General features: G+C 68.6%; 22 protein-coding genes and 1 pseudogene. 11 read left to right on the top strand and 12 right to left on the bottom strand.

Translation table 11 applies throughout. From position 1 onward, the window contains the following. Window positions 1-349: 349 nt before the first annotated feature. The gene (gene tyrS, locus EER27_RS11115; protein ID WP_223807280.1) at window positions 350-1,582 is read right to left on the bottom strand and encodes a tyrosine--tRNA ligase; all 1,233 of its coding nucleotides are present in this window, start codon (window positions 1,580-1,582) and stop codon (window positions 350-352) included. A 185-nt stretch (window positions 1,583-1,767) separates the two neighbouring features. Here tyrS and EER27_RS11110 point away from each other — a divergent pair, with 185 nt between their 5' ends. Together EER27_RS11110 and EER27_RS11105 are read left to right on the top strand one after the other, a co-directional pair. Then, the gene (locus EER27_RS11110) at window positions 1,768-3,210 is read left to right on the top strand and encodes a peptidoglycan DD-metalloendopeptidase family protein (RefSeq protein ID WP_123088150.1); all 1,443 of its coding nucleotides are present in this window, start codon (window positions 1,768-1,770) and stop codon (window positions 3,208-3,210) included. Between the two features lie 73 nt (window positions 3,211-3,283). Continuing rightward, window positions 3,284-4,423 (top strand): anhydro-N-acetylmuramic acid kinase, encoded by a 1,140-nt coding sequence (locus tag EER27_RS11105; protein ID WP_223807279.1) that lies wholly within the window; start codon window positions 3,284-3,286, stop codon window positions 4,421-4,423. Window positions 4,424-4,454: 31 nt separating this feature from the next. On the opposite strand, the gene EER27_RS11100 is transcribed toward EER27_RS11105, so the two are convergent. The 3 genes from EER27_RS11100 to EER27_RS11090 form a co-directional block, all read right to left on the bottom strand. After that, on the bottom strand, window positions 4,455-4,784 hold the full coding sequence (locus EER27_RS11100) for a hypothetical protein (protein ID WP_123088148.1): 330 nt from the start codon (window positions 4,782-4,784) through the stop codon (window positions 4,455-4,457). 285 nt (window positions 4,785-5,069) lie between these two features. Then, window positions 5,070-6,620: an AmpG family muropeptide MFS transporter gene (locus EER27_RS11095; RefSeq protein WP_123088147.1), complete on the bottom strand. Its 1,551-nt coding sequence runs from the start codon at window positions 6,618-6,620 to the stop codon at window positions 5,070-5,072. Then, window positions 6,617-7,417: an exodeoxyribonuclease III gene (locus tag EER27_RS11090; protein WP_123088146.1), complete on the bottom strand. Its 801-nt coding sequence runs from the start codon at window positions 7,415-7,417 to the stop codon at window positions 6,617-6,619. The genes EER27_RS11095 and EER27_RS11090 overlap by 4 nt, the downstream gene beginning before the upstream one ends. 179 nt (window positions 7,418-7,596) lie before the next feature. Between EER27_RS11090 and pyrE the strand changes: the two genes are divergently transcribed. Together pyrE and EER27_RS17110 are read left to right on the top strand one after the other, a co-directional pair. Next, window positions 7,597-8,259, top strand: a complete 663-nt coding sequence (gene pyrE / locus EER27_RS11085) for an orotate phosphoribosyltransferase (protein WP_123088145.1) — start codon at window positions 7,597-7,599, stop codon at window positions 8,257-8,259. Between the two features lie 124 nt (window positions 8,260-8,383). Beyond that, window positions 8,384-9,034, top strand: coding sequence for a hypothetical protein (locus tag EER27_RS17110; protein ID WP_190285747.1), 651 nt, complete (start codon window positions 8,384-8,386; stop codon window positions 9,032-9,034). A gap of 564 nt (window positions 9,035-9,598) precedes the next feature. Here the strand turns inward: EER27_RS17110 and EER27_RS11075 are convergent. The 3 genes and pseudogenes from EER27_RS11075 to coaBC form a co-directional block, all read right to left on the bottom strand. Further along, window positions 9,599-12,103 (bottom strand): phosphomannomutase/phosphoglucomutase, encoded by a 2,505-nt coding sequence (locus EER27_RS11075; protein WP_223807278.1) that lies wholly within the window; start codon window positions 12,101-12,103, stop codon window positions 9,599-9,601. 13 nt (window positions 12,104-12,116) lie between these two features. Next, a complete protein-coding gene (gene dut / locus EER27_RS11070; RefSeq protein ID WP_123088144.1) occupies window positions 12,117-12,575 on the bottom strand; it encodes a dUTP diphosphatase in 459 nt (152 codons plus the stop codon). A gap of 79 nt (window positions 12,576-12,654) precedes the next feature. Then, a pseudogene (coaBC, locus tag EER27_RS11065) lies at window positions 12,655-13,913 on the bottom strand (bifunctional phosphopantothenoylcysteine decarboxylase/phosphopantothenate--cysteine ligase CoaBC). 262 nt (window positions 13,914-14,175) lie between these two features. Here coaBC and radC point away from each other — a divergent pair. The 5 genes from radC to EER27_RS11040 all read left to right on the top strand — a co-directional run bounded on the left by radC (window position 14,176) and on the right by EER27_RS11040 (window position 19,208). Beyond that, window positions 14,176-14,850 (top strand): RadC family protein, encoded by a 675-nt coding sequence (gene radC / locus EER27_RS11060; RefSeq protein WP_123088143.1) that lies wholly within the window; start codon window positions 14,176-14,178, stop codon window positions 14,848-14,850. A gap of 289 nt (window positions 14,851-15,139) precedes the next feature. Beyond that, on the top strand, window positions 15,140-16,828 hold the full coding sequence (argS, locus tag EER27_RS11055; protein ID WP_123088142.1) for an arginine--tRNA ligase: 1,689 nt from the start codon (window positions 15,140-15,142) through the stop codon (window positions 16,826-16,828). Next, a complete protein-coding gene (locus tag EER27_RS11050) occupies window positions 16,829-17,731 on the top strand; it encodes an SPOR domain-containing protein (protein WP_123088141.1) in 903 nt (300 codons plus the stop codon). A 178-nt stretch (window positions 17,732-17,909) separates the two neighbouring features. Beyond that, on the top strand, window positions 17,910-18,533 hold the full coding sequence (locus tag EER27_RS11045; RefSeq protein WP_148041004.1) for a lysozyme inhibitor LprI family protein: 624 nt from the start codon (window positions 17,910-17,912) through the stop codon (window positions 18,531-18,533). Between the two features lie 264 nt (window positions 18,534-18,797). Further along, on the top strand, window positions 18,798-19,208 hold the full coding sequence (locus tag EER27_RS11040; RefSeq protein ID WP_123088139.1) for a hypothetical protein: 411 nt from the start codon (window positions 18,798-18,800) through the stop codon (window positions 19,206-19,208). A 704-nt stretch (window positions 19,209-19,912) separates the two neighbouring features. Here EER27_RS11040 and EER27_RS11035 read toward each other — a convergent pair. The 5 genes from EER27_RS11035 to EER27_RS11015 form a co-directional block, all read right to left on the bottom strand. Then, window positions 19,913-20,209 (bottom strand): hypothetical protein, encoded by a 297-nt coding sequence (locus tag EER27_RS11035; RefSeq protein WP_123088138.1) that lies wholly within the window; start codon window positions 20,207-20,209, stop codon window positions 19,913-19,915. Between the two features lie 130 nt (window positions 20,210-20,339). After that, window positions 20,340-20,765, bottom strand: a complete 426-nt coding sequence (locus EER27_RS11030; RefSeq protein ID WP_123088137.1) for a DUF4279 domain-containing protein — start codon at window positions 20,763-20,765, stop codon at window positions 20,340-20,342. Window positions 20,766-20,943: 178 nt separating this feature from the next. Further along, window positions 20,944-21,795, bottom strand: a complete 852-nt coding sequence (locus EER27_RS11025) for an NAD(P)-dependent oxidoreductase (protein WP_123088136.1) — start codon at window positions 21,793-21,795, stop codon at window positions 20,944-20,946. A 249-nt stretch (window positions 21,796-22,044) separates the two neighbouring features. After that, window positions 22,045-23,934, bottom strand: a complete 1,890-nt coding sequence (gene speA, locus EER27_RS11020) for an arginine decarboxylase (protein ID WP_123088135.1) — start codon at window positions 23,932-23,934, stop codon at window positions 22,045-22,047. A 117-nt stretch (window positions 23,935-24,051) separates the two neighbouring features. Continuing rightward, window positions 24,052-24,783 carry a helix-turn-helix transcriptional regulator gene (locus tag EER27_RS11015; RefSeq protein ID WP_123088134.1) on the bottom strand — a complete coding sequence of 244 codons (732 nt, stop codon included), beginning with the start codon at window positions 24,781-24,783 and terminating at the stop codon, window positions 24,052-24,054. Window positions 24,784-24,886: 103 nt separating this feature from the next. Between EER27_RS11015 and EER27_RS11010 the strand changes: the two genes are divergently transcribed. Together EER27_RS11010 and speE are read left to right on the top strand one after the other, a co-directional pair. Then, window positions 24,887-25,651, top strand: a complete 765-nt coding sequence (locus EER27_RS11010; RefSeq protein ID WP_123088133.1) for a glutathione S-transferase family protein — start codon at window positions 24,887-24,889, stop codon at window positions 25,649-25,651. Between the two features lie 241 nt (window positions 25,652-25,892). Continuing rightward, window positions 25,893-26,744: a polyamine aminopropyltransferase gene (speE, locus tag EER27_RS11005; protein ID WP_123088132.1), complete on the top strand. Its 852-nt coding sequence runs from the start codon at window positions 25,893-25,895 to the stop codon at window positions 26,742-26,744. The last annotated feature ends 63 nt before the right edge of the window (window positions 26,745-26,807 follow it).

The following is a 26,807-nucleotide window of genomic DNA, read 5'->3' as shown; positions in this document are numbered from 1 at the left end:
CATCTTACAGCAAGTTTCGATTCCGTCAACACCTCAACCGAATCTTTTTCTTGCCGCCCCGGGGTCCGTACTGGCTACCAACCGGGCCGATCATCTTACCGCAATTCCGTGTCCCGTCAACTACCCGTGAACCACTTCCTTGCTGCACCCCGCTTCGCATCGTCACGACTGCTCTACCGGGCCGCGCATCTTACAGCCACTTCGTCAGTCGTCAAGCACTAACTTCGTTGCCGCCTTTTGCGCCCCCGCCAGTCCTTCACAAGCTCCCGGCGGGGCGCGCATTGTGCACACGCACAACGGATTTGGGAAGCACTTGTAACAAAATAGTTTTGCCTTTGTCGCAATCGCCTCAGGCGGCGACCAACCGGACGCGTGCGAACGTGCGTTTTCCGACCGCGAGCACGCCTTCGTAACCTGGCACATAGAGATGTTGCGCGTCGTCCACGACGGCGCCATCCACGCGTACCGCGCCTTCCTTGAGCTTGCGATTGGCCTCGGAGTTGCTGGGCGTCAGCCCCGCCGCGGTCAGCAGCGCGGCAATGCGCAGCCCTTCGGCGGGCACCGGGACATCATTCAGTGGCAGCGTCGCGACATCGCCTTCACCACGCACCGCGGCATTCCACCCGGCGACCGCCTGGTCGGCGGCCTCGGCGCCCTGGAAGCGCGCCGCCAGCTCGCGGGCAAGGCGCATCTTCAGGTCGCGCGGATTGAGTGCGCCGCTGGCGATGTCCTGCTTGAGCGTCTCAACCTCCTGCGAGCCGATCTCGAAGCTCAGCAGTTCGATCCAGCGCCACATGAGCACGTCGTCGATCTTCATCGTCTTGGTGACGATATCGATCGCCGGCTCATTGATGCCGATGTAGTTGCCCAGCGACTTGCTCATCTTTTGCACGCCGTCGAGGCCTTCCAGCAGCGGCATGGTCAGCACGATCTGCGGCGGCTGGCCGTGGCTTTCCTGAAGTCCGCGGCCCATAAGAAGGTTGAACTTCTGGTCGGTACCGCCGAGCTCGACGTCGCACTCGAGCGCCACCGAGTCATAGCCCTGCACCAGCGGATACAAGAACTCGTGGATCGCGATCGACTGCTGGGCCTTGTGGCGCTTGGCGAAGTCGTCGCGCTCGAGCATCCGGGCAACCGTGTGCTGGGCGGCCAGGCGGATCATGTCGGCGGCAGTCATCCGGCCGAACCACTCACTATTGAAGCGGACCTCGGTGCGCTCCTTGTCCAGCACCTTGAACACCTGGTCGGCGTAGGTCTGGGCATTGGCCAGCACGTCCTCGCGGGTCAGAGGCTTGCGGGTGACGTTCTTGCCGGTGGGGTCGCCGATCATTCCGGTGAAGTCCCCGATCAGGAAGATCACCTGATGACCGAGGTCCTGGAACTGGCGCAGCTTGTTCAGCAGCACCGTGTGGCCCAGGTGGAGGTCGGGGGCAGTCGGGTCGAAGCCCGCCTTGATCCGCAGGGGCCGGCCGAGCTTCAGGCGGGCCTCGAGCTCATCGCGCTTGAGGATTTCGTCGGCGCCGCGGCCGATCAGTTCGAGGGCGTGCTGCAGTTCGCTTGGGGAGGGGCTGGATTCGGACACGACGGACTCTGGGCTTGGGAGGACCGCAGCTGAATGCGACGGTCGTCGTAAAAGAAGTTAAAGCGGGGTTAAGTCGACTAGAGCAGAAAAAACCCATTCAGCTCAAGGGTTTGACGCTCCCACCTCACCTGATTATGGTACCGCCGTGACGCGCCATACACAGCCAGCGCGTGGGGGATCCATCAATGACAGTATCCAGTTCCGGCTCGGACCGGCGTAAACGCCTGAAAGCCAAGCGCGAAGCCGCTCTGCACCGACCGGTGCTGGCACGACATCTCTCTGATGGATTCAACGGCCGCTGGTCGCGCCGGCAGTGGGTGCAGGCCAGTCTGTTCGCGACCCTGGGCATGCTGGCAGCGGCGATCGTCCCCGGCTTCAGCACCACGCCGGCCAAGACCTCCCACACGCCGCGCTACTCGCTGGCGCTCGCACTGCCGCCGCTCCCGCACACCGGCACCCGCAGCGTGCAGCGTAACGACTGGCAGGTCGTGCGCGTCGAAGCGGGCCAGACCCTGGGCACCTTGTTCGAGCAGCTCGGCATCCCGGCCTCGACGATGCAGCAGATCCTCAAGCAACCTGGCGCGCGCAGCGCGCTGACCCGGATGCGTCCGGGCACCGAGGTGGCGTTTGACCTGCCGCTCAACGGCAGCCTGCGCGGTTTCCGCTACGACCGCGACGACAGCCACCGCATCGAGCTGAGTCTTTCCGGCGACCAGATCCGCGAAAAGGTCATCACCCGCCCGACTGACACCCGGACGGTGGTGATCAGCGGCGAGGTCGGAAAGTCGCTGTTCCGCTCGGCGCGCAAGCTCGGCCTCAGCGCCAGCAACATCAACACGCTGACCGACGACATCTTCAAGTACGACATCGATTTCGATTCCGACGTCACTGCCAAGGACCGCTTCAGCGTCGTGGTCGAGCAGACCTGGCGCGAAGGCGAGCTGCTGCGCACCGGCCCGATCCTGGCTGCGACCTTCACCTCCGAAGGCAAGTTGCACACCGGCTTCCGTTTCGAGCGCGGCGGCAAGGCCGAGTACTTCACCGGCGAAGGGCGCCCGCTCAAGAAGAGCTTCATCCGCATGCCGATTCCGTATGCGCGCCTCACCTCGAACTTCGGTTCGCGCCGCCATCCGGTGCTGGGTACCGTGCGCCGTCACATGGGCGTGGACTACGGCGCCTCCACCGGCACGCCGATCATGGCCGCCGGCGATGCGCGGGTGCAGTTCATCGGGTGGAAGGGCGGCTACGGCCGCGCCGTGATCCTCGACCACGGGCGCGGCTACACCACGCTTTACGGGCACATGTCGCGCTTTGGCAACTACAAGCAGGGCCAGCGCATTGGCCAGGGTTCGGTGATCGGCTATGTGGGTACTTCCGGACTGTCGACCGGCCCGCACCTGCATTACGAATTCCGCGTCAATGGCGTGCACCGCAATCCGCTCTCGATCACGATGCCGCCGCCGGAGCCGCTCAGCGGCGCGGCGCTGTCGCAGTTTCGTGCCCAGACCGGCGTTGCGCTCGCGCGCATTCGCGAAGTCGAGGACGTGATCTACGCCGATGCCGCACCGGTCAACACCGCGCCGGTCGCCCGCGGCGCCGCGGCGCGGCCCGGCAAGCCGAAGGCCTGACGTGGCGCCGGGCGGCGCGGGTCCGCACGCGGGCCCGGCATCGGCTGTTCCCGTCGGGACGCCCGAAGCAGGATTGTTCGTCGGCCTGATTTCCGGCACCAGCGCCGACGGCATCGATGCCGCGCTGGTGCGCTTCAACGACGGCGATGCGACGGACACCCGTTGCGAGTTGCTCCTGGGCCGCACCTACCCCTGGCAGGACACGCTGCGCCGCCGTCTGGTGGAACTCGGCCAAGGCGCCGATGCGCGGTCGCTGGAAGAACTGGCCACCCTCGACGTGCAGGTCGCCGAAGCGTTCGCCGCGGCCACCGCGCAGTTGCTCGACGAAGCCGACGTGGCACCGTCGGCGGTCCGCGCCATCGGCTCGCACGGCCAGACCGTGCGCCATCGCCCCGACGGCGCCAACCTTGACGGCCGCCACCCGTTCTCCTGGCAGATCGGCGACGGCGGCGTGATCGCCGAGCGCTCCGGCATCGCCACGGTGGCCGATTTCCGACGCCGCGACGTGGCCGCCGGCGGTCACGGCGCACCGCTGGTCCCGGCCTTCCACGCCGCGTTGCTGCAGGCGCCCGATGAGGACCGCGCGGTGCTCAACCTGGGCGGGATCGCCAACTACACCCTGCTGCCGGCGTTGGCGTCACAGCATGGCGGCGCGGTGCGCGGCTTCGACACCGGCCCGGCAAATGCCCTGATGGACGCCTGGTGCGAACGCCACAGCGGCCAGCCCTACGACGCGGACGGCGCATTTGCGGCGAGCGGCGAGGTCGACGCCGCGCTGCTCGCACGGCTCCTCGCCGAACCGTGGTTCGCCCTGCCGCCGCCCAAGAGCACCGGCCGCGAGCAGTTTCACCTCGACTGGCTGCAATCGCGCCTGACCGGCAACGAATCCGCGCGCGACGTGCAGGCCACCCTGCTCGAGCTCACCGCCGTGACGGTGGCAGACGCGTTGCGCGCGCAACAGCCGGCGACGCGCCGGGTGATCGCCTGCGGCGGTGGCGTGCGCAACTCGCGCGTTCTGGCCGCCATCGCCGCGAAGCTACAGGGCATGGCGCTCGAATCGACTGCGCAGTACGGCCTCGATCCGGATTTCGTCGAAGCGATGGCGTTCGCCTGGCTGGCACGGCAGACCGTGGCCGGCTTGCCCGGAAATGTGCCCAGCGTGACCGGCGCGCGCGGACCGCGCGTGCTCGGCGTGGTGCATCCGGCCGCCTGAGTCCGGCGTGGCGAGGACGCGAGGCGGCGCGTCAGCCTTTGGGGATCTCGGGGAAATCAGGGAACTCGGGGCCGTCGTACCCGGGCAACTTCTCGGGCACCACCTGGGCTGGCGCCTCGACTTTCCCGATCAGCGAAAACCCCGGGCTGCTGGGAATGCCCTCGAGCGCCGCGATGGCCGCCTGCAACGCATCCGCGTCGGAATCGTCGAAACGTCCGCTCTTGCCCCGTTCGCAGCTGTAGATGCCCTGCTCGAGCAGGTACAGCAGCGTGTGCTGCAATCCCCACTCGCGCGTGGCGGCAATCCGTCGAACGCGTTCGAGGAGTATCGGATTGATGTCCAGCAATACGGTTTCAGTCATACGCCTACCTGTCTCACTTCCACTTGATCGGCCGCCGTACCGGCATGCCGTACCGTCCGGCGGGACCGAAGCGCCGCTAGGAACGGCATCGTATGGAGAATAGCGAATAAGCCTTCGGCTGGCTGTGATCCCGATGGTGGTCCTACTGCCAAGCATTCAGCGACGGGCGCGGCGGCGAACGCCCGTCGGACGCCGCCACGGCGCGCCCGCGCGTGATCGCTCACGCGGCGCGGGCCAGCTCAACGCAACGCAACCGCGAAGTCCGGGCGGGTGCCGCCGGGGCTGCTAGGCGGGCGCGGTAGCGGCCGCATCCGGGCGAACCGTCTGGGTGTCATCGACTGCCGCGCGCAGGCGGAAGGCCAGCCACAGCCCCGGAACGCCGGCGGCCAGGGACACCAGGTAGAACGTTGGCCAGCCGTACTGCTCGGCGAGCACGCCGGCGAGCGGGCCGATGAACACTCGACCGAGCGAGGCGAACGCCGACAGCAGCGCGTAATGGGTGGCCGAGAAGCGTGCGCCGCACAGACTCATCAGCAACGCCACGAATGCCGCGGTACCCATGCCGCCGGCAAAGTTGTCCAGGCTCAACGCCACCAGCAGCAAGGTGTCCATCGGTGTCGGTTCGGGCACGCTGACCACGAACAGGTCGAAGGCCGGCAGCAGGAACGAGCCGTAGGCGCCCGCGCCCAGTACCGCCAGCGCGTAGTAGCCCAGGTTGGACACGAGCTGCAGCACGCCGAAGCCCAGCAGCGCGCGCGACAACCGCACACGCAACAGGACGAAGCCACCAAAGATCGCGCCGGCGATCGTCATCAGCAGGCCGACCGACTTGTTGGCCAGGCCGACCTCGGTCTGGCTGAAGCCCACGCCCTTGATGAGGAACGGCGTGGACAAGCTCAGCGCGAAGGCATCGCCCACCTTGTAGAGCACCACCAGGGCAAGGAATGCCCACGCGCCCGGCATCTGGAAGTAGCTCTGCAGCGAGCGGTTCAGGGTTTCAAAGCCGAGCCGGCGGGCCATCCACAGGCCCAGGCCCATCGCCGCGACGATCTGCATGATCAGGAAGGCCAGGCGCGCCCAGCGGTCCTGGCTGTCGGCGTCGAAGCCGACCAGCATCAGCAACCAGCGTGCGGCGTAGGCGCCGATGGCGACGCCGACGATGAGCCCGGCGAATCCCAGCAACTCCCGCCCCGGTGCCGACGCCAGCGGCTTGGCGGTATTGCGCAGCACCGGCAAGGCAAGCAACGAAACCACCGCGCTGACCGTCATCAGCCCCGCCATCACGCGATAGACCTGCGGCCAACTGCCCCACTGGTCTGCCCACACCAGCACGATGCCACCCGACAGCACCATCGCCAGGCGGTAGCCCAGTACCGACAGCGAACCGCCCAGGCCGCGCTCGCTGGGCGCCAGCAGGTCGGTGCGGTAAGCGTCGATGACGATGTCCAGCGAGGCCGACAGGAACGCCACCAGCACCGCGACCACCGCGAACATCACCGTCGCCTTGCCGGGCGAGATGCTGGCCATCCACATCAGCGCGCCGGCGATGGCGAGCTGGATCACCACGATCCAGCCGCGCCGGCGGCCGAACAGTGGCAGTTCGAACCGATCGATCAGCGGTGCCCAGAGGAACTTGAACGTGTAGGGCACGCCGATCAGCGCCAGGAACCCCAGCGTCACCAGGTCCAGGCCTTCCAGCGTCAGCCAGGCCTGCATCGCGCCGCCGGTCAGCGCCAGCGGCAGGCCCGAGGCAAAACCCAGCAGCAGCACCATCGTCATGCGATGGATGCGCACGAGCATCGGCCGCACGCCGGGCTGGTCGACGACCACGGTCATGGCGCGTAGTCGACAGTGAACGGCGCGTGGTCGGAGAAGCGCTGTTCGCGCTCGATCGCGCAGTCCCGCAGCCGGCTGCGCAATCCCGGGGTCACCAGTTGGTAATCGATGCGCCAGCCCACGTCATTGGCGCGCGCCGCACCGCGGTTGCTCCACCAGGTGTAATCCTGGCCGTCCGGACGCAACGCCCGGTATGCATCCACCCAGCCGCAGCCGCGCGCGACATCCGCCGCGTCGGCCTGGTCGGCGCACATGCCGTTGAGCCAGTCGCGCTCGGGCGGGAGGCAACCGGAGTTCTTCTGGTTGGACTTCCAGTTCTTGATGTCCAGCGCGGTGCGCACGATGTTCCAGTCGCCGCACAGGACATAGTCACGACCGCTGGCCAGCCACTCGTCGAGCACCGGCTTCAACCATTCCATGACCTCGAACTTGAAGCCCTGGCGCAGCTCGCCCGACGATCCCGACGGGATGTAGAACGACACCACGCTGAGGTTGCCGAAGCGCGCCTCGATGTAGCGGCCTTCGTCGTCGAACGGCGCCCAGCCCAGCGCGGTGCGCACTTCATCGGGTTCGCGGCGGCTGTAGATCGCCACGCCGCTGTAGCCCTTCTTCGTGGTCGCGTCGCGAAAGTAGGCGCGGTAGCCGTCGGGCAGGAACGCGGGGCCGCTGAGTTGGTGCTCCTGCGCCTTGGTTTCCTGCACGCACAGCACGTCGGCCTGCTGCGCACGGAACCAGTCGAAGAATCCCTTGGTTGCGGCCGAACGCAGGCCGTTGGCGTTGAAGCTGATGATCCGCACCGGAGGCAATACTCTTGTGATCCAAAGGCGGCGTCAGCCTAACGGAAGCGCCGGGCACGGGATACCGACCGCCGCCACGGTCGGCGACTCCGATGCCGGCGCTTTCAGTAAACTGCCGCCCCTCCCCACCCAGCGCCCGGTGGCCGGCCGCGCCGGCGCCCGGTCGAGGAGCCTCTCGCATGACCGATCACCGCATCCGTTTCCTGCAACTGGCATTGCGCGCGCAGGCGCTGCGCTTTGGCGAGTTCACCCTGAAGTCGGGACGCGTCAGCCCGTATTTCTTCAACGCCGGGTTGTTCAATTCCGGCGCGGCGCTGGCCGAGCTGGCCAGCTGCTATGCCGACGCGATCGATGCCGCCGGCGTCGAGTTCGACCTGTTGTTCGGACCGGCCTACAAGGGCATCCCGCTCGCCACGGCGCTGGCCTGCGAGTACGCGCGCGGCGGCGTCGACCTGCCGGTTGCCTTCAATCGCAAGGAAGCCAAGGCGCACGGCGAAGGCGGCAGCCTGATCGGCGCCCCGCTGCAGGGTCGGCGCGTGCTGATCGTCGACGACGTGATCACCGCCGGGACCGCGATCCGCGAGGCATTGGCCATCATTGCCGAGGCCGGCGGCGAGGTTGCCGGCATCGTGATCGCGCTCGATCGCCAGGAAGCTGTCGACCCGGGCAGTTCCCGACGCTCAGCGGCAGAAACCGTCGCAGCTGAACAGGGGCTACCGGTCATTGCTGTGGCAACCTTGCATGACCTCCTCGAATTCACCGGTGCCAATGACGACTTCGCCGAGCAACGCGAACGCCTGCTGGCCTACCGCGAGACGTACGGCAGCCTCACGCAGCGCTGACTTTTCGCTGCTTACGCTAGGTCAGAGCCGCCCGCGACAGCGTCTGCCAGGCGAGGTTACCGCGCCTTGGCAGAAGGTGGCCCGGGTTTTGCGTTATCTAAGCCAGATAACAGCGGTGACCGACATGGCCGTCCTCAACAAACTCTCCCCGATCCTGGCAGCCACGGTGTTGCTCGCCCTCGCCCCGACGGCGCTGGCGCAGTCGACCACCAAGAAGCTGTACTGCTGGAACGAGAACGGCCGGAAGGTCTGCGGCGACGCACTGCCGTCGAGCGCGGTCAATCACGCGCGCACCGAGTTCAGCGTCAAGAGTGGCCGCGCCACCGCACACGTGGGTCGCGCCCTGCAGGGCGAAGAACTCCAGGCTGCCCAACGCGCCGCGCACGCCGAGCGCCTGGCGGCCATGGCGGCCGAGTCGGCCAAGCGCCGCGACCACGCGATGGCCGAGTCGTACGACAGCGAAACCGCGCTGCGCCGGGCCTACCAGCACCGCATCACGCTGCTGGAGGAAACCGTCAAGGCATCCGAGCTTGGCGTCACCGGTCTGCGACAGAGCCTGCTGAGCCTGCTGCGGCGGGCCAGCGACGAGGAACTCGCCGGCAAGCCGGTGCCGCGCCCGCTGGCCGAGTCGATCCTGGGCCAGCATCAGCTGCTGCAACACCAGCAGGGCGTGCTGGCGCAGCAGCGCATGGACCGAAGCGCCATCGACGATGAGTTCAACTCCGCGCTCGAGCGCTACCGGGCGATGAAGACACCGTCCCGATCCGACGGCTAAGGCCGAAGCGCCGCCCCGCCGGGCCTTGCGTCACGCACCTCCGTGTCGAACGGCGTCCGGGCGACGGGACAGCCGCAGAACCTGATCACGGGCGAGGCGCGTTGCAACCCAACGCATCGATCAAGCAGCTGGGCGCTGGCGGCTGAAGGCGTGCCTGCGGGATCTTCCCGGGCGCGCGGCTGCGCTGGAACCTGCGAACAACCCGACGACGCGCTGCACCGGGAACACCGAAGGCTCGCGGTGCGCGCTCTGCGATGCGGCGATGTCACGACGCACGAGTGACGCCACGACGGATCGAGCGATGCTGCCGATCGACCTGGGTCCACGGCGCCCCGCCGCCCAAACGTGGTGCCCGGCGTCGCGTCGGTGGGCGGCGCCGCGCCGCCGTGTTGCGATGCCCTGGATTGGGCTGCCTCGCGTGGATGCCCTCGCTGCGAGGGGCGGACGACGCGTCATCCGCCCCTTGCGCCCCCACCCGCCAGATCACGTGCGTGACGCGGCGTCGGTGGCGGATCGCGGTGCCGCGAAGCAGGTCCCGGCACGCTGGGCGTGCCGGGCGGGACGTCAGAACGGCAGCGACAGACCCGGCTCGATGGCCAGCAGCTGGCCCCGGAACTCGTCCTGGATCCGCAGCAAGGCCTCGCGGCTGTCGCCGTCGAAACGCAGCACCAGCACCGGGGTGGTGTTGGAGGCGCGCACCAGGCCCCAACCGTCAGGGAAGTCGACGCGGAGTCCGTCGATCGTCGACAGGCGCGCCCCCGGGAAACTGGCCGCCGCGACGAAGCGGTCGACGAAGGCGTGCGGGTCGTCGCCCGGCGCTGCGACCTTGATCTCGGCCGTGGCCACGCCGTCGGGCAACGCATTGAGCGTCTCGCTGGGCGACTGCGGACGCGCGGCGAGGATCTCGAGCAGGCGGGCGGCGGCGTAGATGCCGTCGTCGAAACCGTACCAGCGCTCCTTGAAGAAGAAGTGGCCGCTCATCTCGCCGGCCAGTTCGGCATCGGTCTCGCGCATCTTGGCCTTGATCAGCGAGTGTCCGGTCTTCCACATCAGCGGGCTGCCGCCGTGGCGCAGGATCTGGCCCGGCAGGCGACCAGTGCACTTGACGTCGTAGATGATCATCGCGCCGGGGTTGCGTTCCAGCACGTCGGCCGCAAACAGCATCAGCAACCGGTCCGGGAAGATGTTCTGCCCATCGCGGGTGACCACGCCCAGGCGGTCGCCGTCGCCATCGAAGGCGACGCCGAGATCGGCATCCAGGCGCTCGACCATGCGTATCAGGTCGGTGAGGTTGTGCGGATCGCTCGGATCGGGGTGGTGGTTGGGGAAGTTGCCGTCGACGTCGCAGTACAACGGCGTGACTTCCGCGCCGATCGCGGCAAGCACGCGCGGGGCAAGGTCGCCTGCGACGCCATTGCCGGCGTCGATGACGACCTTCAGCGGACGGTCGATCTGCACGTCGGCCGAAACACGCTGCACGTAGTCCTCGGCGATGTCGCGCATCTCCAGGCTGCCCTGCATGCTGGCCAGGTACAGACGGTCCTCGGCGATGCGGCTGTACAGGTCGACGATCGCGTCGCCCGACAGCGTCTCGCCACCGACCACGATCTTGAAGCCGTTGTAGTCGGGCGGGTTGTGGCTGCCGGTCACCGAGACGCACGAACCGGCGCGCAGGTGGTAGGCGCCGAAGTAGATCAGCGGCGTCGGCGCCTGCCCGATGTCGATGACGTGGCGCCCGGCCTTCAACAGGCCGGCAATCAGGCTTTCGACCAGTACCGGACCGGAAAGGCGACCGTCACGGCCGACCACGATGTCCTGCAGCCCCTTTTCGTGCATCAGCGAGCCGATGGCATGGCCGATCAGTTCGGCAACGCCGGCATCGAGGCTTTGGCCGACCACGCCGCGGATGTCGTACGCGCGGAAGATGCTGCGGTCGATCGCCACCGGCGCCGCCGTCCGCGCTTCCTTCACCTCGTAGACCGGCGCGGCCGGAACCTCCGGTGGCAGCGCCTGGAGCGACTCGGTGAGGGTCTGGCCGGAGGACGGTTCGTGGTGCTCTTCGCGCTCCGCGCCGGCACGCCGCAGCTGCGATGGTGGCCGCAAGGTCACCAGGGTCAGCATCGCGAACAGGAACGCGATGCCATAGCAGGCATACGCGCCCAGCCCGAATGGGCCGCCGGATACATCGGGCACCGCCGCAGCGACGCGCAGGTCACTGTCGGGCACCTTGGCCGCCAGCGCCTCTGCGGCGCCGGACAACGCGGTGTCGCCGCGCTCGATCACGCTGGCGCTGCTCTGGCGCAGGGCGAGATAGACGTCATCGCCGATGTCGACGGCGTTGAGGCCGTCGGTGACCCGGCTGAGCGGGAGTTGCACCGTGGCAACCGCCGTGGGAGTGGCTTCCGGCTCGGTCGGAGCGGAGGCGACGGCGCCCGCGCCGGTCGCGGTGGGGCCCGGGGACGCGGGATCGGTGGCGGCGGGATCTGCAACCACGGGGGCGGCACCGGGGGCCGCGGTAGAAGCGGCGACGACCGTGCCGTCAGCCGCGGCAGGCAGGGCAGCCGGAGACCCGACGGCCACCGGCATGCGCACTGGCGCGGCCAGGCTCAGGTGGTCGCCACTGCTGTCGCGGACGATCCAGGCCACCGGCTTGTCGTGGGCGATCGCCGCCTCCAGCGCGACCAGCCGACCGTAGCCACCCTTGGGCAGCTCGCCGTAGGCAAGTTCGAGGTCCGGGCGCAGTACCACGCCGGATTTCGCACCGGGCCAGCCCTGGGTCAGCAGGTTGCCGGCCCGTCCGAGGTCGCCTGCAGCCAGCGCGGCCTGCAACTCCGGGTTGGACAGCTGCCGGTCCAGAAGCTTGCGCTCGTTGGCCAGGCTTGCCGCGATGGTGTTCACCGCGTCGTCGCGCGCCACGGCGATTCCCTCGCGGCGCGAGTCGTCCTGATGCTGCTGCCAGCCGGACCAGGCAAACCAGATCGCCACCAGCGCGCCCGCGACGATCGTCACCGGACGCAGCGGGCGGAGGTGTTCGGCTGAGATACCCGGCCGTGCCATCTTCAAATCCATCGCCATTCCCCTGTCAGCGCACGCCGGTATGGCCAAAGCCACCGGACCCGCGCGCGCTGCTTTCAAATTCGTCGACGACCTGCAGCGTCGCCCGCATGATCGGCAGCAGTACCAGCTGCGCGATCCGATCCCCTGGCTGCATCGTAAAAGCCTCGCGACCACGATTCCATACGCTGATCAGCAATGGGCCCTGATAGTCGGCATCGATCAGCCCCGTGCCGTTGCCCAGCACGATGCCGTGTTTGTGGCCCAGACCCGAGCGCGGCAGGATCACCGCGCACATGCCGGGATCGCCGACGTGGATGGCCAGGCCCGACGGCACCAGCGCGGCGTCACCGGGCGCCAGGGTCAGTTCGGCGTCGAGCGCGGCGCGCAGGTCCAGCCCGGCGCTCGCCTGCGTGGCGTAGGCCGGAAGCGGCCATTGCCCGCCGAAGCGCGAGTCGAGGACCTTCAGTTCAAGCGTGTGGTGCATGGTGATCCATCCTTGACGCGGTCCGGCGCGGTGCGCCCCCGGACAGTAGCGGATCCCTGCGACATCGGATCATCCAGATTCATGGGTGGCGCTCCTTGCCGGCGGCGCCGGCCAGGCGCTCGACGACCAGGTCGAACAGTTCGTCGGCCAATTGCGTCTTGGGCGCCGGGCCGAGCGCACGGGCGCCGTCGGACCAGTACACCGTCAGCGCATTGTCGTCGCTCTCGAACCCGCTTCCGGCAATGCCGACCCGGTTCGCCGCGATCAGGTCGAGCCGCTTGTTGGCCAGTTTGCCGCGCGCGTAACCCTCGACGTTGTCGGTCTCGGCCGCAAAACCGACCACCAGCCGCGGCCGCGACGCATGCGCGGCAACCTCGGCCAGGATGTCGGGCGTGCGCACCAGCTCGAGGGTGAGCGTGTCACGACCGGCCTGCTTCTTGATCTTGCCCGTCGCGACCTCGCGCGGGCTGTAGTCGGCCACGGCGGCGGCGCCGATGTAGATGTCGGCCGGCAACTGCGCAAACACGGCGGCGTGCATCTGCGCGGCCGAACGCACGTCGATGCGGGTCACGCCGGCGGGCGTCGCCAGCGACACCGGCCCGGCCACCAGCACGACCTGCGCGCCACGTTGCGCGGCCGCGGCGGCCACGGCGAATCCCATCTTGCCGCTGCTGCGGTTGCCGATGAACCGGACCGGGTCGATGTCCTCGTAGGTCGGCCCCGCGCTGACCACCACCCGCAGCCCGGCCAGCGACGTGCCGCTCATCGCGACGCTCCGCTGGCACCGGCCGCCACCAGGGCGGCCACGATCGCATCGGGTTCGAGCAGGCGACCTTCGCCCACCTCGCCGCAAGCCTGGCCACCCGAGGCGGGACCCAGGATCGCGAAGCCGCGATCGCGCAGGGTGGCGACATTGGCCTGGGTGGCGGCGTTGGCCCACATCAGGCGGTTCATCGCCGGTGCCACCGCGATCGGCGCATCGCTGGCCAGGCACAGCGTGCTGACCAGATCGTCGGCAAATCCGTGCGCCAGCTTGGCGAGCATGTTGGCCGTGGCAGGGGCAACGACAATCCGGGAGGGCCAGCGGGCCAGCTCGATGTGGCCCATCGCCGCTTCGGCCGCCTCGTCCCACAGCGACGTGCGGACGGGCTCGCCGGACAGGGCCTGGAACGTGGTGGTGCCGACGAAGCGGGTTGCGTTTTCCGTCATCGCCACACGCACCTTGGCACCGGCATCGCCCAGGCGCCGCACCAGCTCGGCCGCCTTGTACGCGGCGATACCGCCGCACACGCAAAGCAGCAGGTTTTGTCCATGCAGCGGGGCGGACTTGTCGGCCATGAAGGAGCGGTTGATCCCTACTGCGGAAGCGGCCGTTAGCTTACCCGAACCCCTCGCAAGTCCCGAGGCGCCAGTCGCGTCATCGCCGTTAGGCTGGGCCGACCATCACGTTCGGCACCGTGCGCACGTAGCGCGGGCCTCGCCGGCATCACGATCGCGGCCACCCTGGCGCCCCGGATGCCCCTTCCCCAAACCTCGCGGGGCGCTGCTGTCCCGTGCTGCCCTGCCTGCCCCCTCCACTCGCCGCGGTCACTCCTTCCCGATGCGCATCCACGACTGGCCTGCCGACGAACGCCCCCGCGAGAAACTGCTCAAGCGCGGTGTCGCCGCGCTGTCGGACGCCGAACTGCTCTCGATCTTCCTCGGCTCGGGCCTGCGCGGCCAAGACGCGGTTTCCACCGCTCGCGGGCTGCTGACCACGCACGGACCGCTACGTCGGTTGCTCGAGCTGGGAACCGGCGAGCTGACCCGACTCCCCGGCCTCGGACCGGCTCGGGCCTGCACGCTGGCGGCCGCGCTCGAGCTGGGCCATCGTCGCCTGTCGGCCGAACTCGAGCGCGGCATCGTGCTCAGCGATCCGCCCGCGGCCGGACGCTACTTCGCGCAGCGGCTGCGGGGCTTGCCGCATGAGGTGTTCGCGGCGCTGTTCCTCGACAACCGGCACCGCGCGCTCGCGTTCGAGGAGCTGTTCCGAGGCACCTTCGACGGCACCGAGGTGCATCCGCGCGAAGTCGTGCGGCGCGCGCTGGTGCACAACGCCGCGGCCGTGATCGTTGGCCACAACCATCCCAGCGGAAATCCCGAACCCAGCGCCGCCGACCGCGCCGTGACCGAGCGCCTGAAGCACGCATTGGCGCTGGTCGACCTTCGCCTGCTCGACCACTTCGTGATCGCCGATGGGCCGCCGGTGTCGCTCGCCGCACGCGGCTGGCTGTAGCACCGGGTCGCGGCCAGGTCGCATCTCGGGCGTCGCCGGGACGCTGCCGACAACGCGCCGACAACGAGCGGCGCCGCAGCGCTCCAGCGTGTCGGCGTGCCCGACGGCGCCTGCGTTTCCCGCCACAGACGATGGGCCGTTGCGCTCGCCGCCAACGGTCTTTGGTCGATGGTGATGGTCGATCCCCGCCGCGACCGCGACGCCCGAAAGGCCTTCCATCGTCGCGCTTCAGGCGCCGCGCCAGCCCTCGCGTACAATGCGCGGTCCCGCAACACCCTGCCGAGCCCCCGTGAAAACCACTCTCCGCGCGCTGGTCGCGCAGGCCATCGACGCACTGCGCGCCGCCGGCACGATTCCCGCCGACCTGGACACGCCCGAGTTCGTGATTGAACGCCCGAAGACCCGCGTCCAGGGCGACTTCTCCACCAATGCCGCAATGCTGCTGGCCAAGCCGGCCAAGTCCAACCCGCGCGCGATCGCGCAGGCGTTGCTCGACGCGTTGCCGGCCAGCGCCGAGTTCGGTCGCATCGAGATCGCCGGCCCCGGCTTCATCAACTTCCACCTGGCCGAAGGCACCTGGCGCCGGCAGATCGGCGAGGTGTTCGCGCAGGGCGATGCATACGGCCGCAACGACTCCGGTCGCGGCCACCGCGCCGGCGTGGAATACGTCTCGGCCAATCCCACCGGCCCGCTGCACGTCGGCCACGGCCGCGCGGCGGTGATCGGCGATTGCATCGGTCGCGTGCTGGCCGCCAACGGCTGGGACGTGGCGCGCGAGTTCTACTACAACGACGCCGGCGCGCAGATCAACAACCTGGCGATTTCGGTGCAGGCGCGCGCCCAGGGCCGCGGCCCGGACGACGCCGGTTGGCCCGAGGACGGCTACCGCGGCGATTACATCAACGATGTCGCCCAGGCCTACCTGCGCGGTGACAGCGTCGAGGTCGACGGCCACACGGTGGTGGCGCAGAAGGATCCCGACGACCTCGACGCGATCCGTCGATTCGCCGTGGCGTACCTGCGCCGCGAGCAGAACGGCGACCTGGCCGCGTACGGCGTCGGCTTCGACGTGTACTTCCTCGAAAGCTCGCTCTACAGCGAGGGCAAGGTCGAGGAGACCGTGCGCGCGCTCACCGCCAACGGCCACACCTACGAGGAAGGCGGCGCGCTGTGGTTGCGCAGCACCGACTTCGGTGACGACAAGGACCGCGTGATGCGCAAGTCCGACGGCAGTTACACCTACTTCCTGCCGGACGTCGCCTATCACCTCAGCAAGTGGCAGCGCGGCTACGAGCGCGCCATCACCGAGCTTGGCGCCGACCACCACGGCTCGCTCGCGCGCGTGCGCGCCGGCCTGCAGGCCCTCAACATCGGCATCCCGCAGGGCTGGCCGGAGTACGTGCTGCACCAGATGGTCACGGTGATGCGCGGTGGCGAGGAAGTGAAGCTGTCCAAGCGCGCCGGCAGTTACCTGACGCTGCGCGATCTCATCGACGAGGCCGGCCGCGATGCGACGCGCTGGTTCCTGGTCGCGCGCAAGCCCGATTCGCAGCTCACCTTCGACATCGACCTGGCCCGCAGCCAGTCGCTCGACAACCCGGTCTACTACGTGCAGCTGTCGCATGCGCGCATCTGCGGCGTGTTCCGCCAGGCCGGCGAGCGCGGCTTCACGCTGGACCGCGCAAACGGGCTGGCCCAGCCGCTCGATCTGGAGGACGGCGCGGCGCACGAACTGGTCGCCACCCTGTTGCGCTATCCGGACGTGGTCGCCGCCGCCGGCACCGACCTCGAGCCACACCAGGTGGCCGGCTACCTGCTCGAACTGGCACAGACGTTCCAGACGTACTACAACGACCACCAGTTCCTGGTCGACGATGCCGCGACCCGCGATGCCCGTCTGGTACTCGCCGCGGCAACCCGCCAGGTGCTCGCAAACGGTCTTGGTCTTCTGGGCGTGAACGCCCCCGAGGTGATGTAAGTGGCAGCACGACGTGGCAAGTCGCAGGCGCGACGCAACCAGGGCAACGGCGGCGGGGTACCGGGCTGGGCCTGGGGCGTTGCCGGCCTGCTGATCGGCATCGTGGTGATCCTGGCCGCGCCCAAGCTGCTCAAGGGCGACGGCGATGGCTTCTTCCGCCCACGCCCGAATCCCGACGCGCAGCCGGCCCCGGCGGCCTCGGGCGACGATGGCCTGGTGGCCGACGACAGCGAGCCGTCGCCGGAGCCTTCGCGCGCCGCCAGCGCGGCCAATGACGCCGCAACGCCCAAGGCGGGCACCGACTACGAGTTCTACGACCTGCTGCCGGGCAAGGAAGTCCCGATGACTGACGCCGAGCTGGCCGCCACCGCGCAGGCCGAGGAGCGTCGTCGCGCCGCCGCCGAGCGGGCACGCGCACTGGCCGCACTCAACGGCCAGGCGTCGACGCCTGCCGCCGGCACCGCTTCCCCGGCCGCCACCACCATCCCGCCGACGGCCGGCACTGCCCTGCCGCTGCCGGTCGAGGGCGCTACGGGCAACCGGCCCGCCGGCACGACCGCCTCCCCGACCCCGACCCCGGCCACCGCCACCGCCGCGACGACGGCCGCCAGCACGGCCCCGTCCGCGGCAACCGTCGCAACGCCGACCGCCGCGGCCGCCACCGACAAGGCGGGGCGCTACCTGCTGCAGGCCGGCTCGTTCCAGGCGTCCACCCCGGCAGAAGAACTCAAGGCGCGGATCGCCCTGCTCGGCCTGGGCGCGCGCGTCGAGTCGGCCAAGATCAACGACAAGACCGTCTACCGCGTGCGCATGGGGCCGTATGCCAGTGCGGGCGAGCTGTCCGAAGCCAAGGGCAAGCTCGCCGCCGGCGGCCTGCCGGGCATCGCGATCCAGGTGAAGTAAGCGCCACGCCACACGTCGGGCCCCGCCAGCGCATCGGCGGTCCCCACGACAGTCCCAGGCCCGGCCGGGCATCCTCCGACCGGGTTGCAACGGCCACGTCCGTGGCCACCCCGCGGCTTCGCGGCCGCATCCGCATCGCCACGCAAAGCCGCGGCGGTGCACGGAACGGAGTCCAGCGATGCCTCACTTCCCCCGCTTCGCCACCCTTTCCCTGTTGCTCGCCCTGGCGCCTGCCGGCCACGCCGCGAGCTTTGACTGCGCCAAGGCCGAAAGCTGGGCCCAGCGCGCGATCTGCGTCGAGCCTTCGCTCGGCGCCCTCGACGAGGCACTCGACGCACGCTACCGCGAGGTGCTGGCGCGCAGCGACCTGGCCGCGTCCGTCCAGATCGAACAGACCGCCTGGTTGCGCAGCACGCGCGACGCCTGCACCGCCGCCGGCTGCCTCAAGCAGGTCTACGCCGCGCGCCTCAAACAACTGGACAAGCAGCTCGCTGTTGCGCCTCCGTCGCTGGTCAGCTCCGGTCGCTACCGTCGTTACGTTGGCGGCCGGCCCGATCCCAGCGGCACCGAGTTGACGCTGGCCGCGCGCGACACCGCGCAGTACCGGCTCACCGGCAAGCATGCGTCCGCGACGGCCGGCATCGACGGCATCATCGCGCCGCGCGTCGGCAGTGCGCAGTTCCAGCAGGGCGAGTGTTCGCTGCGCCTGATGTTCGCGCCCGACAGCCTCTCGGTCAGTGCCACCAGCCCCGGATGCGGCACCGGCGTGAGCTACGACGGCGAGTACCGCCGAGTCGACTGACACCTCGCGCATCACCCCCGCCGCGCTCATCCCGCGGGGGTGATGCGGCATCCCCCGCGCGCCACGCCGTGCGGCCGGTGACGGGGCGAAACCGAACGCCGATGGCGTGATCTCGCGACCTGAAATGCCGGCGGCGCCCCCGCCGGCGTAACGCCTGTCCGCCGCCAACGACCCTGCGTCGGAGGATCGCGACAACGCCGCACCGGTCACGGTGGCGCGGCGGACCGCTGCAGTAGACTCGCCGCTTCCACAAGCGGGGACTGCATGGACAAGCGCGTTCTATTGGGAAGCTTCGCGGCCGTCATCGTGATGCTGATGTTCGACCTGTGCATCCTGCTGTCGGGCAAGGCATTGGATCTGCCCAAATCAACGCCGCTGGGCGTGATCGCGTTTGGCAGTCTGGTGGTGACGTTCGCGGCCATGGCGCTGGGCGCCGTGCTGGCCGGAAGGCGCTTCCGCTGGATCGCATTGGCGATCGCCGCGCTGCTGACGGCGGTGGTGATGGCGATGCTGGTCGATACCGCGCAACGCCACATGGATTCCTTCGCCGGAGCGTTCTGGCAGGTCCTGCGCTACAACGGCATGTCGCTGCTGCTGACGCTCGCAATGGCCTGGGCCGGCGCCCTGATCGGCGAGCGACTGGCAGCCAAGCGGCCGGTGAAACTGCCCGGCTGACCTGCGAGGAAGCCGCTGCGTCATCCGGCGCAATGCGCTTCGCTTATTGACGCCCTACGAGTGCGCCTTGCGGCCTTGCGTCGCGCCCGATCCGGCGGGCCTGGGCCCGCCCTACGATGATTCGTAGGTCGGGCTCAAGCCCGACGCTTTTGCCGATGTACGGCCGTAGTCGAAAACCCCGCAGGTGAGGACGGGGCTTCGACCCAACATCCGGCGCAATGCGCTTCGCTTATTGACGCCCTACGAGTGCGCCTTACGGCCTTGCTGCTGACATTGGGCGCGGCATGGCTCGGCGCCATCGCGGGCGAACGCCTGACGCTACGCCTCCCACTGCGCACCGCGGCTTGATCTGGGCTTCGATCGAACGCTCGGCGCGCACCCATCGGTGGGCCAGGGCCCACCCTACGTCACTACATTGATTCCGTAGGCCGGGCTCAAGCCCGGCGCTCTCGCCCGGCGTACGGTCGCGCGGCGCCCCCATCCGGCGGGCCAGGGCCCGCCCCACGTTGATTCCGTAGGTCGGGCTCAAGCCCGACGATTCTGCCGGGGCGCGCGGACAGTGCACCGCGCCATCGTGCGAGTGCTGGACTCCAATTCCGGCCACGCCGTTGGCAATACGAAGAACCCCGCCGTTGAGGGCGGGCTTCGATCCAGCATCGGGCGCAACGCGCTTCGATTAGGGTCAATTTTCGGCTGAACTCCAGCTACGCTGACTGCACGTACGAGTACAACTGGATCAGAACCGCAATCGCAATCAGAGCGAAAGCGGCCGCCCCCATCCAATAGAAGACTCGCACTGCATTGTCCGCCAGATTTCCTGATCCTTTGCGGGCACTGATTTCGCGCTTCATGAGCAGCAGGTGCACAAGGCCGAACAGAATGAATGGCGCCACGACAGCGGCCACGACAATGGGATTGTCGAGGACTGCGTTGCCGAAGGTTCTCACTATCAAGATGGCTGCAATGCAAAGTGCCGCCAACACCCACCATGCCAGCTTCATCTTAGCTCCACCGTTCCGAGAAGCCCCCAGCGTTGACGCGGCGGCGAGATGAAAAGCCCCGCCGGTAAGGGTGGGGCTTCGATCCAGCATACGGCGCTACGCTTCGCTTGTTGACGCTACCGAGCGCACCTCACGGTCTTGGATCCAACCAGACATCAAAGTCCAGATCAATGTCATGTTGCGCCAGCAACTTCAGGGTTGCCGACGAGATGGCCGGCCCACCATTTCCGTGCACCGAACTCCAGAAGCAGAATATTCTGGCCGTCTCCACTTCCGGAAGACGGGTCACCTCTCCCAGCCGCCCCGCTACCCGCTGCAGGATCCAGCGGATATGCGATTGCACATCTTTTGAGTCCAATTGCTCATCAGATGTGAGCAGCCACGCGCCGGTCTTCGCGATAATGGTCTTACTGCCCCGCTTTCGTGCATCGTTTCGCCGCACTGACCTGGTCGGGCCTATGCCCAAGGCATTGGTAATCGCGTCCGGATCCAGGGAGTCGCCGTAAAAACACAGAGTCGCATAGGTTCTTGCGCAACTCGGGAAGTCATCATTCACCGTTCAGCTCCTCGCAGATTGCGGGCTGATTTTGATGGATGTCACAAGCCCTTTTGGGGCGGTGGCAAGCAGGAGTCTCACAGACTGCGGCGGATCAAACCCTTGCAGGTGAGTTTGCCGCGTCGGCAGACCGGACCGCTGACGCCACCCGCGCGGGTGGCGATTGCGGTCGCCGTACTCAGCCGCGCTTGAGGGTGATCAGCGCCGAGGTGTCGGAGTCGCCGTGGCCGCGCTCGACCAGTTCGGCGTAGTCCGCCGCGGCCTGGTCGATGGTGACGCTGCGGATGCCGCTGTCGCGCGCCACCGCCTGCACGATGCGCAGGTCCTTGAGCATGTGCGCGCACTTGAAGCCGGGCGTGAACTCGCTCCGCAGCATCGTCGCGCCGCGCTTGTCGAGGAACCAGTTGCCGGCCGCGCCGGCCATCAGCGTCGGTAGCAACAGCGCCGGATCGAGGCCGAGCTTCTCGCCCAGCGCCAGGCCTTCGCAGACCGCCTCGTTGATGCCGGCGACGATGACCTGGTTGACCGACTTGGTCGCCTGACCCGCGCCACTTTCGCCCATGTGGGTGATGCGCGCGGCGTACGCGTCGATGACCGGACGGCCGAGTTCGAGCGCCGCTGCCGTGCCACCGACCATCACCGACAACTGGCCGTTGCGCGCGCCTTCCGCGCCACCGGACACGGGCGCGTCCAGGAAGGCGATGGCGTGTTCGGCCAGCATTGCCGCCACGCGGCGCGCAGTGGGCACCGACACGGTGGAGTGGTCGATGACCAGCGAGCCCGGGCGCAACACCTGGGCCAGCTCGGCCGCGTTTTCGAGTACGTCGATGTCCAGCGACACGCACAGCACGACCACGTCGCAGTCGGCAAAGTTGGCACCCGAACGTGCGGCGCGGACGCCCAGTTCGGCGGCCAGCGCGTCGGCCTTGGCCTGGGTGCGGTTGCCGACCGCGGTCAGCAGGCCACGCTCCTTGAGGTGGCGCGCCATCGGTGCGCCCATGGCACCGAGTCCAATCAATCCAGCTTTCATCTTGTTCCTTCTGCCCGATCCGAAAAGCCGGTCGGGCGTTCCATTGGAAAACGCGGCAGCGCGGGTTTCCCCCCGTGCAAAAACGGGCACTGGAGCGCGATCGAGTTGCAGTTTCGGCATTTTCAGCCGCCGGTGCGAGCCGGCTGCCGTCCGTCTGGCCAAGGCCATCGGCCGCCCGGCCCGGGCCGGGGCGGCGCCGCGGTGGCTGGTGCCAACCGTCCGCCGCCTCGCCTGCGGGCGTCCGCGCCGCTACATCAGCGGCTCGTCGTCGAGGTAGGTGTAACCGGTCAGACCAGCCTCCAGAGCGGCCTCCAGCGCGGCGGCCTCGTCGGCGGGCAGGTGCGCGGCGGCGACCTTGCCATGGTAGGCAGCACGCAGCTGCGCAAGGTCGTAGCCGACGTAGTCCAGCATCACGTCGGTGGTGTCACCGCGGCGCTGCTGTGTGAGGCGATAGCCATTGCCATCGACCCGCACCTCGATCGCATCGGTGTCGCCGAACAGGTTGTGGATGTCGCCGAGGATTTCCTGGTACGCGCCCACCATGAAGAACCCGAGCCGGTAGCTCTCGCCCGAACGCAGCGGGTGGATCGGCATCGAGCTGTTGAGGCCTTCGCTCTCGACGTAGGTATCGATCTTGCCGTCGGAGTCGCAGGTCATGTCGGCGATCACGCCGCGGCGCGTGGGCGCCTCGTCCAGGCGCTCGATCGGCACGATCGGGAACACCTGCTCGATCGCCCAGACGTCGGGAATGGACTCGAACACGCTGAAGTTGACGAAATACTTGTCGACCAGGCGCTGGTTGAGCTCGTCGAGCACGGCCTGGTGGCTCTTCTCGCTGGCGCTGAGGCGGTCGCGCACGCCGTGGGCGATCGCGTAGAACAGATCGTCGATGCGCGCGCGGTGGGTCAGGTCGATCTGGCCGAGCGCGTACAACGACAAACCCTCGCCATGGTGATGCTGGGCCTCGTGGAACAGCTCGACCGCCGGGCGCGCATCGAGCTGGTCATGGACCTCGCGCAGGTGGCGGATGACCGCCGGCTCGTCGTCGTGTTCCTCGGGCACGCGGCCTTCCGGCGCGCCTTCGACCTCGCTGACGTTGGCCACCAGCACCGCGTGGTGCGCGGTCATCGCGCGACCGCATTCGGTGACCACGCGCGGCGCCGCCAGGCCGTACTCCTCGCAGGCTTCGGCCAGCGGCTGGACGATGTTGCTGGCGTACTGGTTCACGCCGTAGTTGATCGAGCAGTAGCTGCGCGAACGCGTGCCTTCGTAGTCGACGCCGAGTCCGCCGCCGACGTCCATGTAGCGCACGTTGGCGCCCAGCACGGACAACTCGACGAAGTAACGCACCGCCTCGCGCATGCCGTTGGCGATGTCGCGCACGTTGGAGATCTGCGAGCCCATGTGGAAATGCAGCAGGCCGAGGCAATCGGACATGCCGGCATCGCGCAGCTCTTTCCACAGGTCCAGCACCTGGCGCGGGCTGAGACCGAACTTGGCCTTGTCACCACCGCTGTTCTGCCACTTGCCGGCGCCCAGCGACGCCAGGCGCATGCGCACGCCCAGGCCCGGCGTCACGCCCAGCGCCTTGGCCTCTTCCATCACCAGCGCCAGCTCGGACGGCTTCTCGACCACGATCCAGGTTTCGAGCCCCAGCTTGCGGCCGATCAGCGCCAGGCGGATGTACTCGCGGTCCTTGTAGCCGTTGCAGACGATCAGCCCGCCGGGGCGGCTCAGCGCCAGCACCGCCATGAGCTCGGGCTTGCTGCCCGCCTCCAGGCCGAAGCCCTCGCCGTGGTTGGCTGCCAGCGTGCCGGCGACGCCCTGGTGCTGGTTCACCTTGATCGGATAGACCGCGGTGTAGCCGCCCGGGTAGTTCCATTCCTGCATCGCGTGCGCAAACGCGCCCTGCAGCTTGCCCAGGCGGTCGTCGAGGATGTCCGGGAAGCGCACCAGCATCGGCAGCTTGGCGCCGTTGTCGCGCGCCGCGTCGACCACTTCGGCCAACGCGATCGCCGGACCCTGGTCGCCGCGCGGGTGCACGCTGACGCGGCCGGCGCCGTCGATGTCGTAGTAGCCCTCGCTCCAGTGCGGGATCGAGTAAGTCTTGCGTGCCTGATCGAGCGACCAGTCGGTCATCGGCGTGACACCAATGGGGGTGGGGGACGCGCATTCTAGCGCCCGGGGGCAAACGCCACGTTGCCGTGGCTGCCGGGAGCCCGGCGCGCCGGCGCCATTGGCGTCGCTGCAGGCCCGCTAGACCGCCGCGGGGCGCGCGTCGGCCTCGTCGGCGGACGGACGCCGGCGAAGCCCCAGCGAGCGCCGCCACTGCGCGCGCAGGGTCGCTGGCCGCTGCGGGCAACGCACATCGAGGAACATCGCCGCCAGCACGCGGTCGGCGCGGAAATGCCGGAAGTCGCCGCGCAGCTCGCACCACGCCACCAGGATGCGCACCGTGTCGAGGTAGCCCACTGTGACCGGCCAGACCACGCGCTCGCTCTCCCGTCCGCTCTCATCGCGGTAGCGCAGGGCGATCTTGCGTCCGGCATGGATCTGCTCGCGCAGGCGCCCGATGTCCAGGCCGTCGGTCACCACGCGTGCGCGCGCCGGCGGGGTTTCGCTGGCCGGCTCGAACACGTAGGGCCGCAGCCGCTCGGGCACCGCTGCGGCGATCTTCGCGATCAGGTCCTGCGCCGCGCGCGCCAGCGCCGGGTCGCCGCGGCCACTGACCCACTGCGCGCCGAGCACGGCGGCCTCGATCTCGTCGGGCGTCAGCATCAGCGCCGGCAGGTCGTAGCCGCGTTCGAGCACGTAACCGCTGCCGGCCTCGCCGCGGATCGGCACGCGCTGCCCCACCAGCGTCGCGATGTCGCGATAGACCGTGCGTGGCGAGGTTTCCAGTTCCGCCGCGAGTTCGGCCGCGGTGACCGCGCGGCGATGCCGGCGCAGGACCTGGATGATCTGGAACAGTCGATCGGCGCGACGCATCGAGCTCCCTCCGGTGAATGCCGTGCTGCTGTTGCCACACCGGTGGCAACAGGGGGGCGCCAGCATAGCGGCCTCTTCCCCCACCCCCACCAGGAACACCGCGATGGAAACGCAAGCCCCGATCACCCTCTACAGCTTCGGCCCCGCGTTCGGCGTGCCCGAGCTGAGCCCGTACTGCAGCAAGTCCGAAGTCCAGTTGCAGATGGCCGGACTGGTCTATCGCGTCGAACGCGCGATGCCGGGCGATTCGCCCAAGGGCCAATTGCCCTTCATCGAAGACGCCGGCGTGCGCATCGCCGATTCGACCTTCATCCGCAGCCACATCGAGCGCGAATACGGCATCGACCTCGACGCTGCGCTCGACATCCGGCAGCGCGCGCAGGCCTGGGCCATCGAGCGCATGGTCGAGAACCAGCTGATGTGGGCTTTGGTCTACACGCGCTGGCTGCAGCCTGCGAACTTCGCGAAGGTGGCGGCGCACTTCTTCGCCGGCGCGCCGGACTCGGTGCAGGCCGATGTGCAGGCGCAGGTATCGGAGCGTGTGCACGGAGTGGGCCTGACCCGCCACAGCCATGCCGAGATCGTCGAACTGGGCGCGCGTTCGCTGTCGGCGCTGTCGATCCTGCTGGGCGACCAGCCCTACCTGTTTGGCGACCAGCCCAGCGGCACCGACGCGATGGTGTTCTCGGTCCTGGCCGGCCTGATGGCGCCGACGTTCCCATCCGACCTGCGCCGGGAGGCCGAGTCATACCCGAACCTGGTGGCCTACGTGGGCCGCATGATGGCGCGCTACTACCCGCAGCAGCCGTGGCCGGGCATGGGCAGCGATGCCGGGGTCGCCGCGGTGGCAGAGCCCGCACTCGCCTGAGCGCCTGTCGACGGGGCCGATCCGAAGGCGCACGGCGGGCCGCAGGGCCGCCGTGCGCCGGGATCCCTGGCAAACCGTCATGAAGGCGTCGCCATCCCTGCGTGAAGGCCATCAGGCAGCGCCTGCACGCTCCGACAATGTCCGTTCGCTACAATCCGCGCCCGAACCGACGCGTCCGCCGGCCCAACAGGGCGGCCCGGGCGCGCCGGATGGTGGTCACTTTTTGATCGGATGGACTGGAATGAACGCTAATACGACGTGGCACTACGAGAACTTCGAACCCTCCGGTTCGGCCATCGGCTACCGCATCACCCGCAAGCTCGATGAAGTGCAGTCGCCCTTCCAGAAGATCGAGATCTTCGAGAGCACCGACTGGGGCAACCTCATGCTCATCGACGGCGCGATGATGCTGACCACGCGCGACAACTTCCTGTACCACGAGATGATGTCGCACCCGGCGCTGTTCACCCACGCCAACCCGAAGAACGTGGTCATCATCGGTGGCGGCGATTGCGGCACGCTGCGCGAAGTGCTCAAGCACCCCGGCGTCGAGAGCGCGGTGCAGTGCGACATCGACGAGCAGGTCACGCGCATGGCCGAGAAGTGGTTCCCGGAGCTGTGCGATGCCAACAACGATCCGCGCGCGAAGCTGATGTTCGACGACGGCATCGCGTACATGAAGAACGCCGAGCCGGGCAGCCTGGACATCGTCATCGTCGATTCGACCGACCCGGTCGGCCCGGCCGAAGGCCTGTTCAACAAGTCGTTCTTCGAGAGCTGCTTCCGCGCGCTCAAGGACGACGGCATCCTCGTCCAGCAGTCCGAGTCGCCGCTGGTGCTGCTGGACCTGATCAAGGAAATGCGCGCTGAGATGGGCAAGGCCGGCTTCAGCACGTTCCAGACGCTGCCTTTCCCGCAGCCGTGCTACCCCACCGGCTGGTGGAGCTGCACGCTGGCTCGCAAGGGCCAGGGCTTTGCCTTCCGCGAAGCGGACGCGCGCGCCAAGGGCTTCGACAGCAAGTACTACAGCGCCGACATCCACAAGGGCGCGGCGACGTTGCCGCCGTTCGTGGCCGCGGCACTGGGCGAGTAATCACCTGCGTCCCCGCGCAAGCGGTTCGCCGACAGCAGCCCCGCCATGTGCGGGGCTGTTTTT

The sequence above is a fragment of the Montanilutibacter psychrotolerans genome, from assembly GCF_003719825.1.
Classification (GTDB): Bacteria; Pseudomonadota; Gammaproteobacteria; order Xanthomonadales; family Xanthomonadaceae; genus Montanilutibacter; species Montanilutibacter psychrotolerans.
This window is presented reverse-complemented; position numbering and strand designations above follow the sequence as displayed.

What these genes read in the sequence shown, in the direction of transcription:
- EER27_RS11110 (WP_123088150.1), top strand. Translation starts at nt 1,768, where the DNA reads ATGACAGTATCCAGTTCCGGCTCGGACCGGCGTAAACGCCTGAAAGCC.
- EER27_RS11100 (WP_123088148.1), bottom strand. Translation starts at nt 4,784, where the DNA reads ATGACTGAAACCGTATTGCTGGACATCAATCCGATACTCCTCGAACGC.
- EER27_RS11095 (WP_123088147.1), bottom strand. Translation starts at nt 6,620, where the DNA reads ATGACCGTGGTCGTCGACCAGCCCGGCGTGCGGCCGATGCTCGTGCGC.
- pyrE (WP_123088145.1), top strand. Translation starts at nt 7,597, where the DNA reads ATGACCGATCACCGCATCCGTTTCCTGCAACTGGCATTGCGCGCGCAG.
- EER27_RS17110 (WP_190285747.1), top strand. Translation starts at nt 8,384, where the DNA reads ATGGCCGTCCTCAACAAACTCTCCCCGATCCTGGCAGCCACGGTGTTG.
- EER27_RS11075 (WP_223807278.1), bottom strand. Translation starts at nt 12,103, where the DNA reads ATGGATTTGAAGATGGCACGGCCGGGTATCTCAGCCGAACACCTCCGC.
- dut (WP_123088144.1), bottom strand. Translation starts at nt 12,575, where the DNA reads ATGCACCACACGCTTGAACTGAAGGTCCTCGACTCGCGCTTCGGCGGG.
- radC (WP_123088143.1), top strand. Translation starts at nt 14,176, where the DNA reads ATGCGCATCCACGACTGGCCTGCCGACGAACGCCCCCGCGAGAAACTG.
- EER27_RS11045 (WP_148041004.1), top strand. Translation starts at nt 17,910, where the DNA reads ATGCCTCACTTCCCCCGCTTCGCCACCCTTTCCCTGTTGCTCGCCCTG.
- EER27_RS11040 (WP_123088139.1), top strand. Translation starts at nt 18,798, where the DNA reads ATGGACAAGCGCGTTCTATTGGGAAGCTTCGCGGCCGTCATCGTGATG.
- EER27_RS11035 (WP_123088138.1), bottom strand. Translation starts at nt 20,209, where the DNA reads ATGAAGCTGGCATGGTGGGTGTTGGCGGCACTTTGCATTGCAGCCATC.
- EER27_RS11025 (WP_123088136.1), bottom strand. Translation starts at nt 21,795, where the DNA reads ATGAAAGCTGGATTGATTGGACTCGGTGCCATGGGCGCACCGATGGCG.
- speA (WP_123088135.1), bottom strand. Translation starts at nt 23,934, where the DNA reads ATGACCGACTGGTCGCTCGATCAGGCACGCAAGACTTACTCGATCCCG.
- EER27_RS11015 (WP_123088134.1), bottom strand. Translation starts at nt 24,783, where the DNA reads ATGCGTCGCGCCGATCGACTGTTCCAGATCATCCAGGTCCTGCGCCGG.
- EER27_RS11010 (WP_123088133.1), top strand. Translation starts at nt 24,887, where the DNA reads ATGGAAACGCAAGCCCCGATCACCCTCTACAGCTTCGGCCCCGCGTTC.
- speE (WP_123088132.1), top strand. Translation starts at nt 25,893, where the DNA reads ATGAACGCTAATACGACGTGGCACTACGAGAACTTCGAACCCTCCGGT.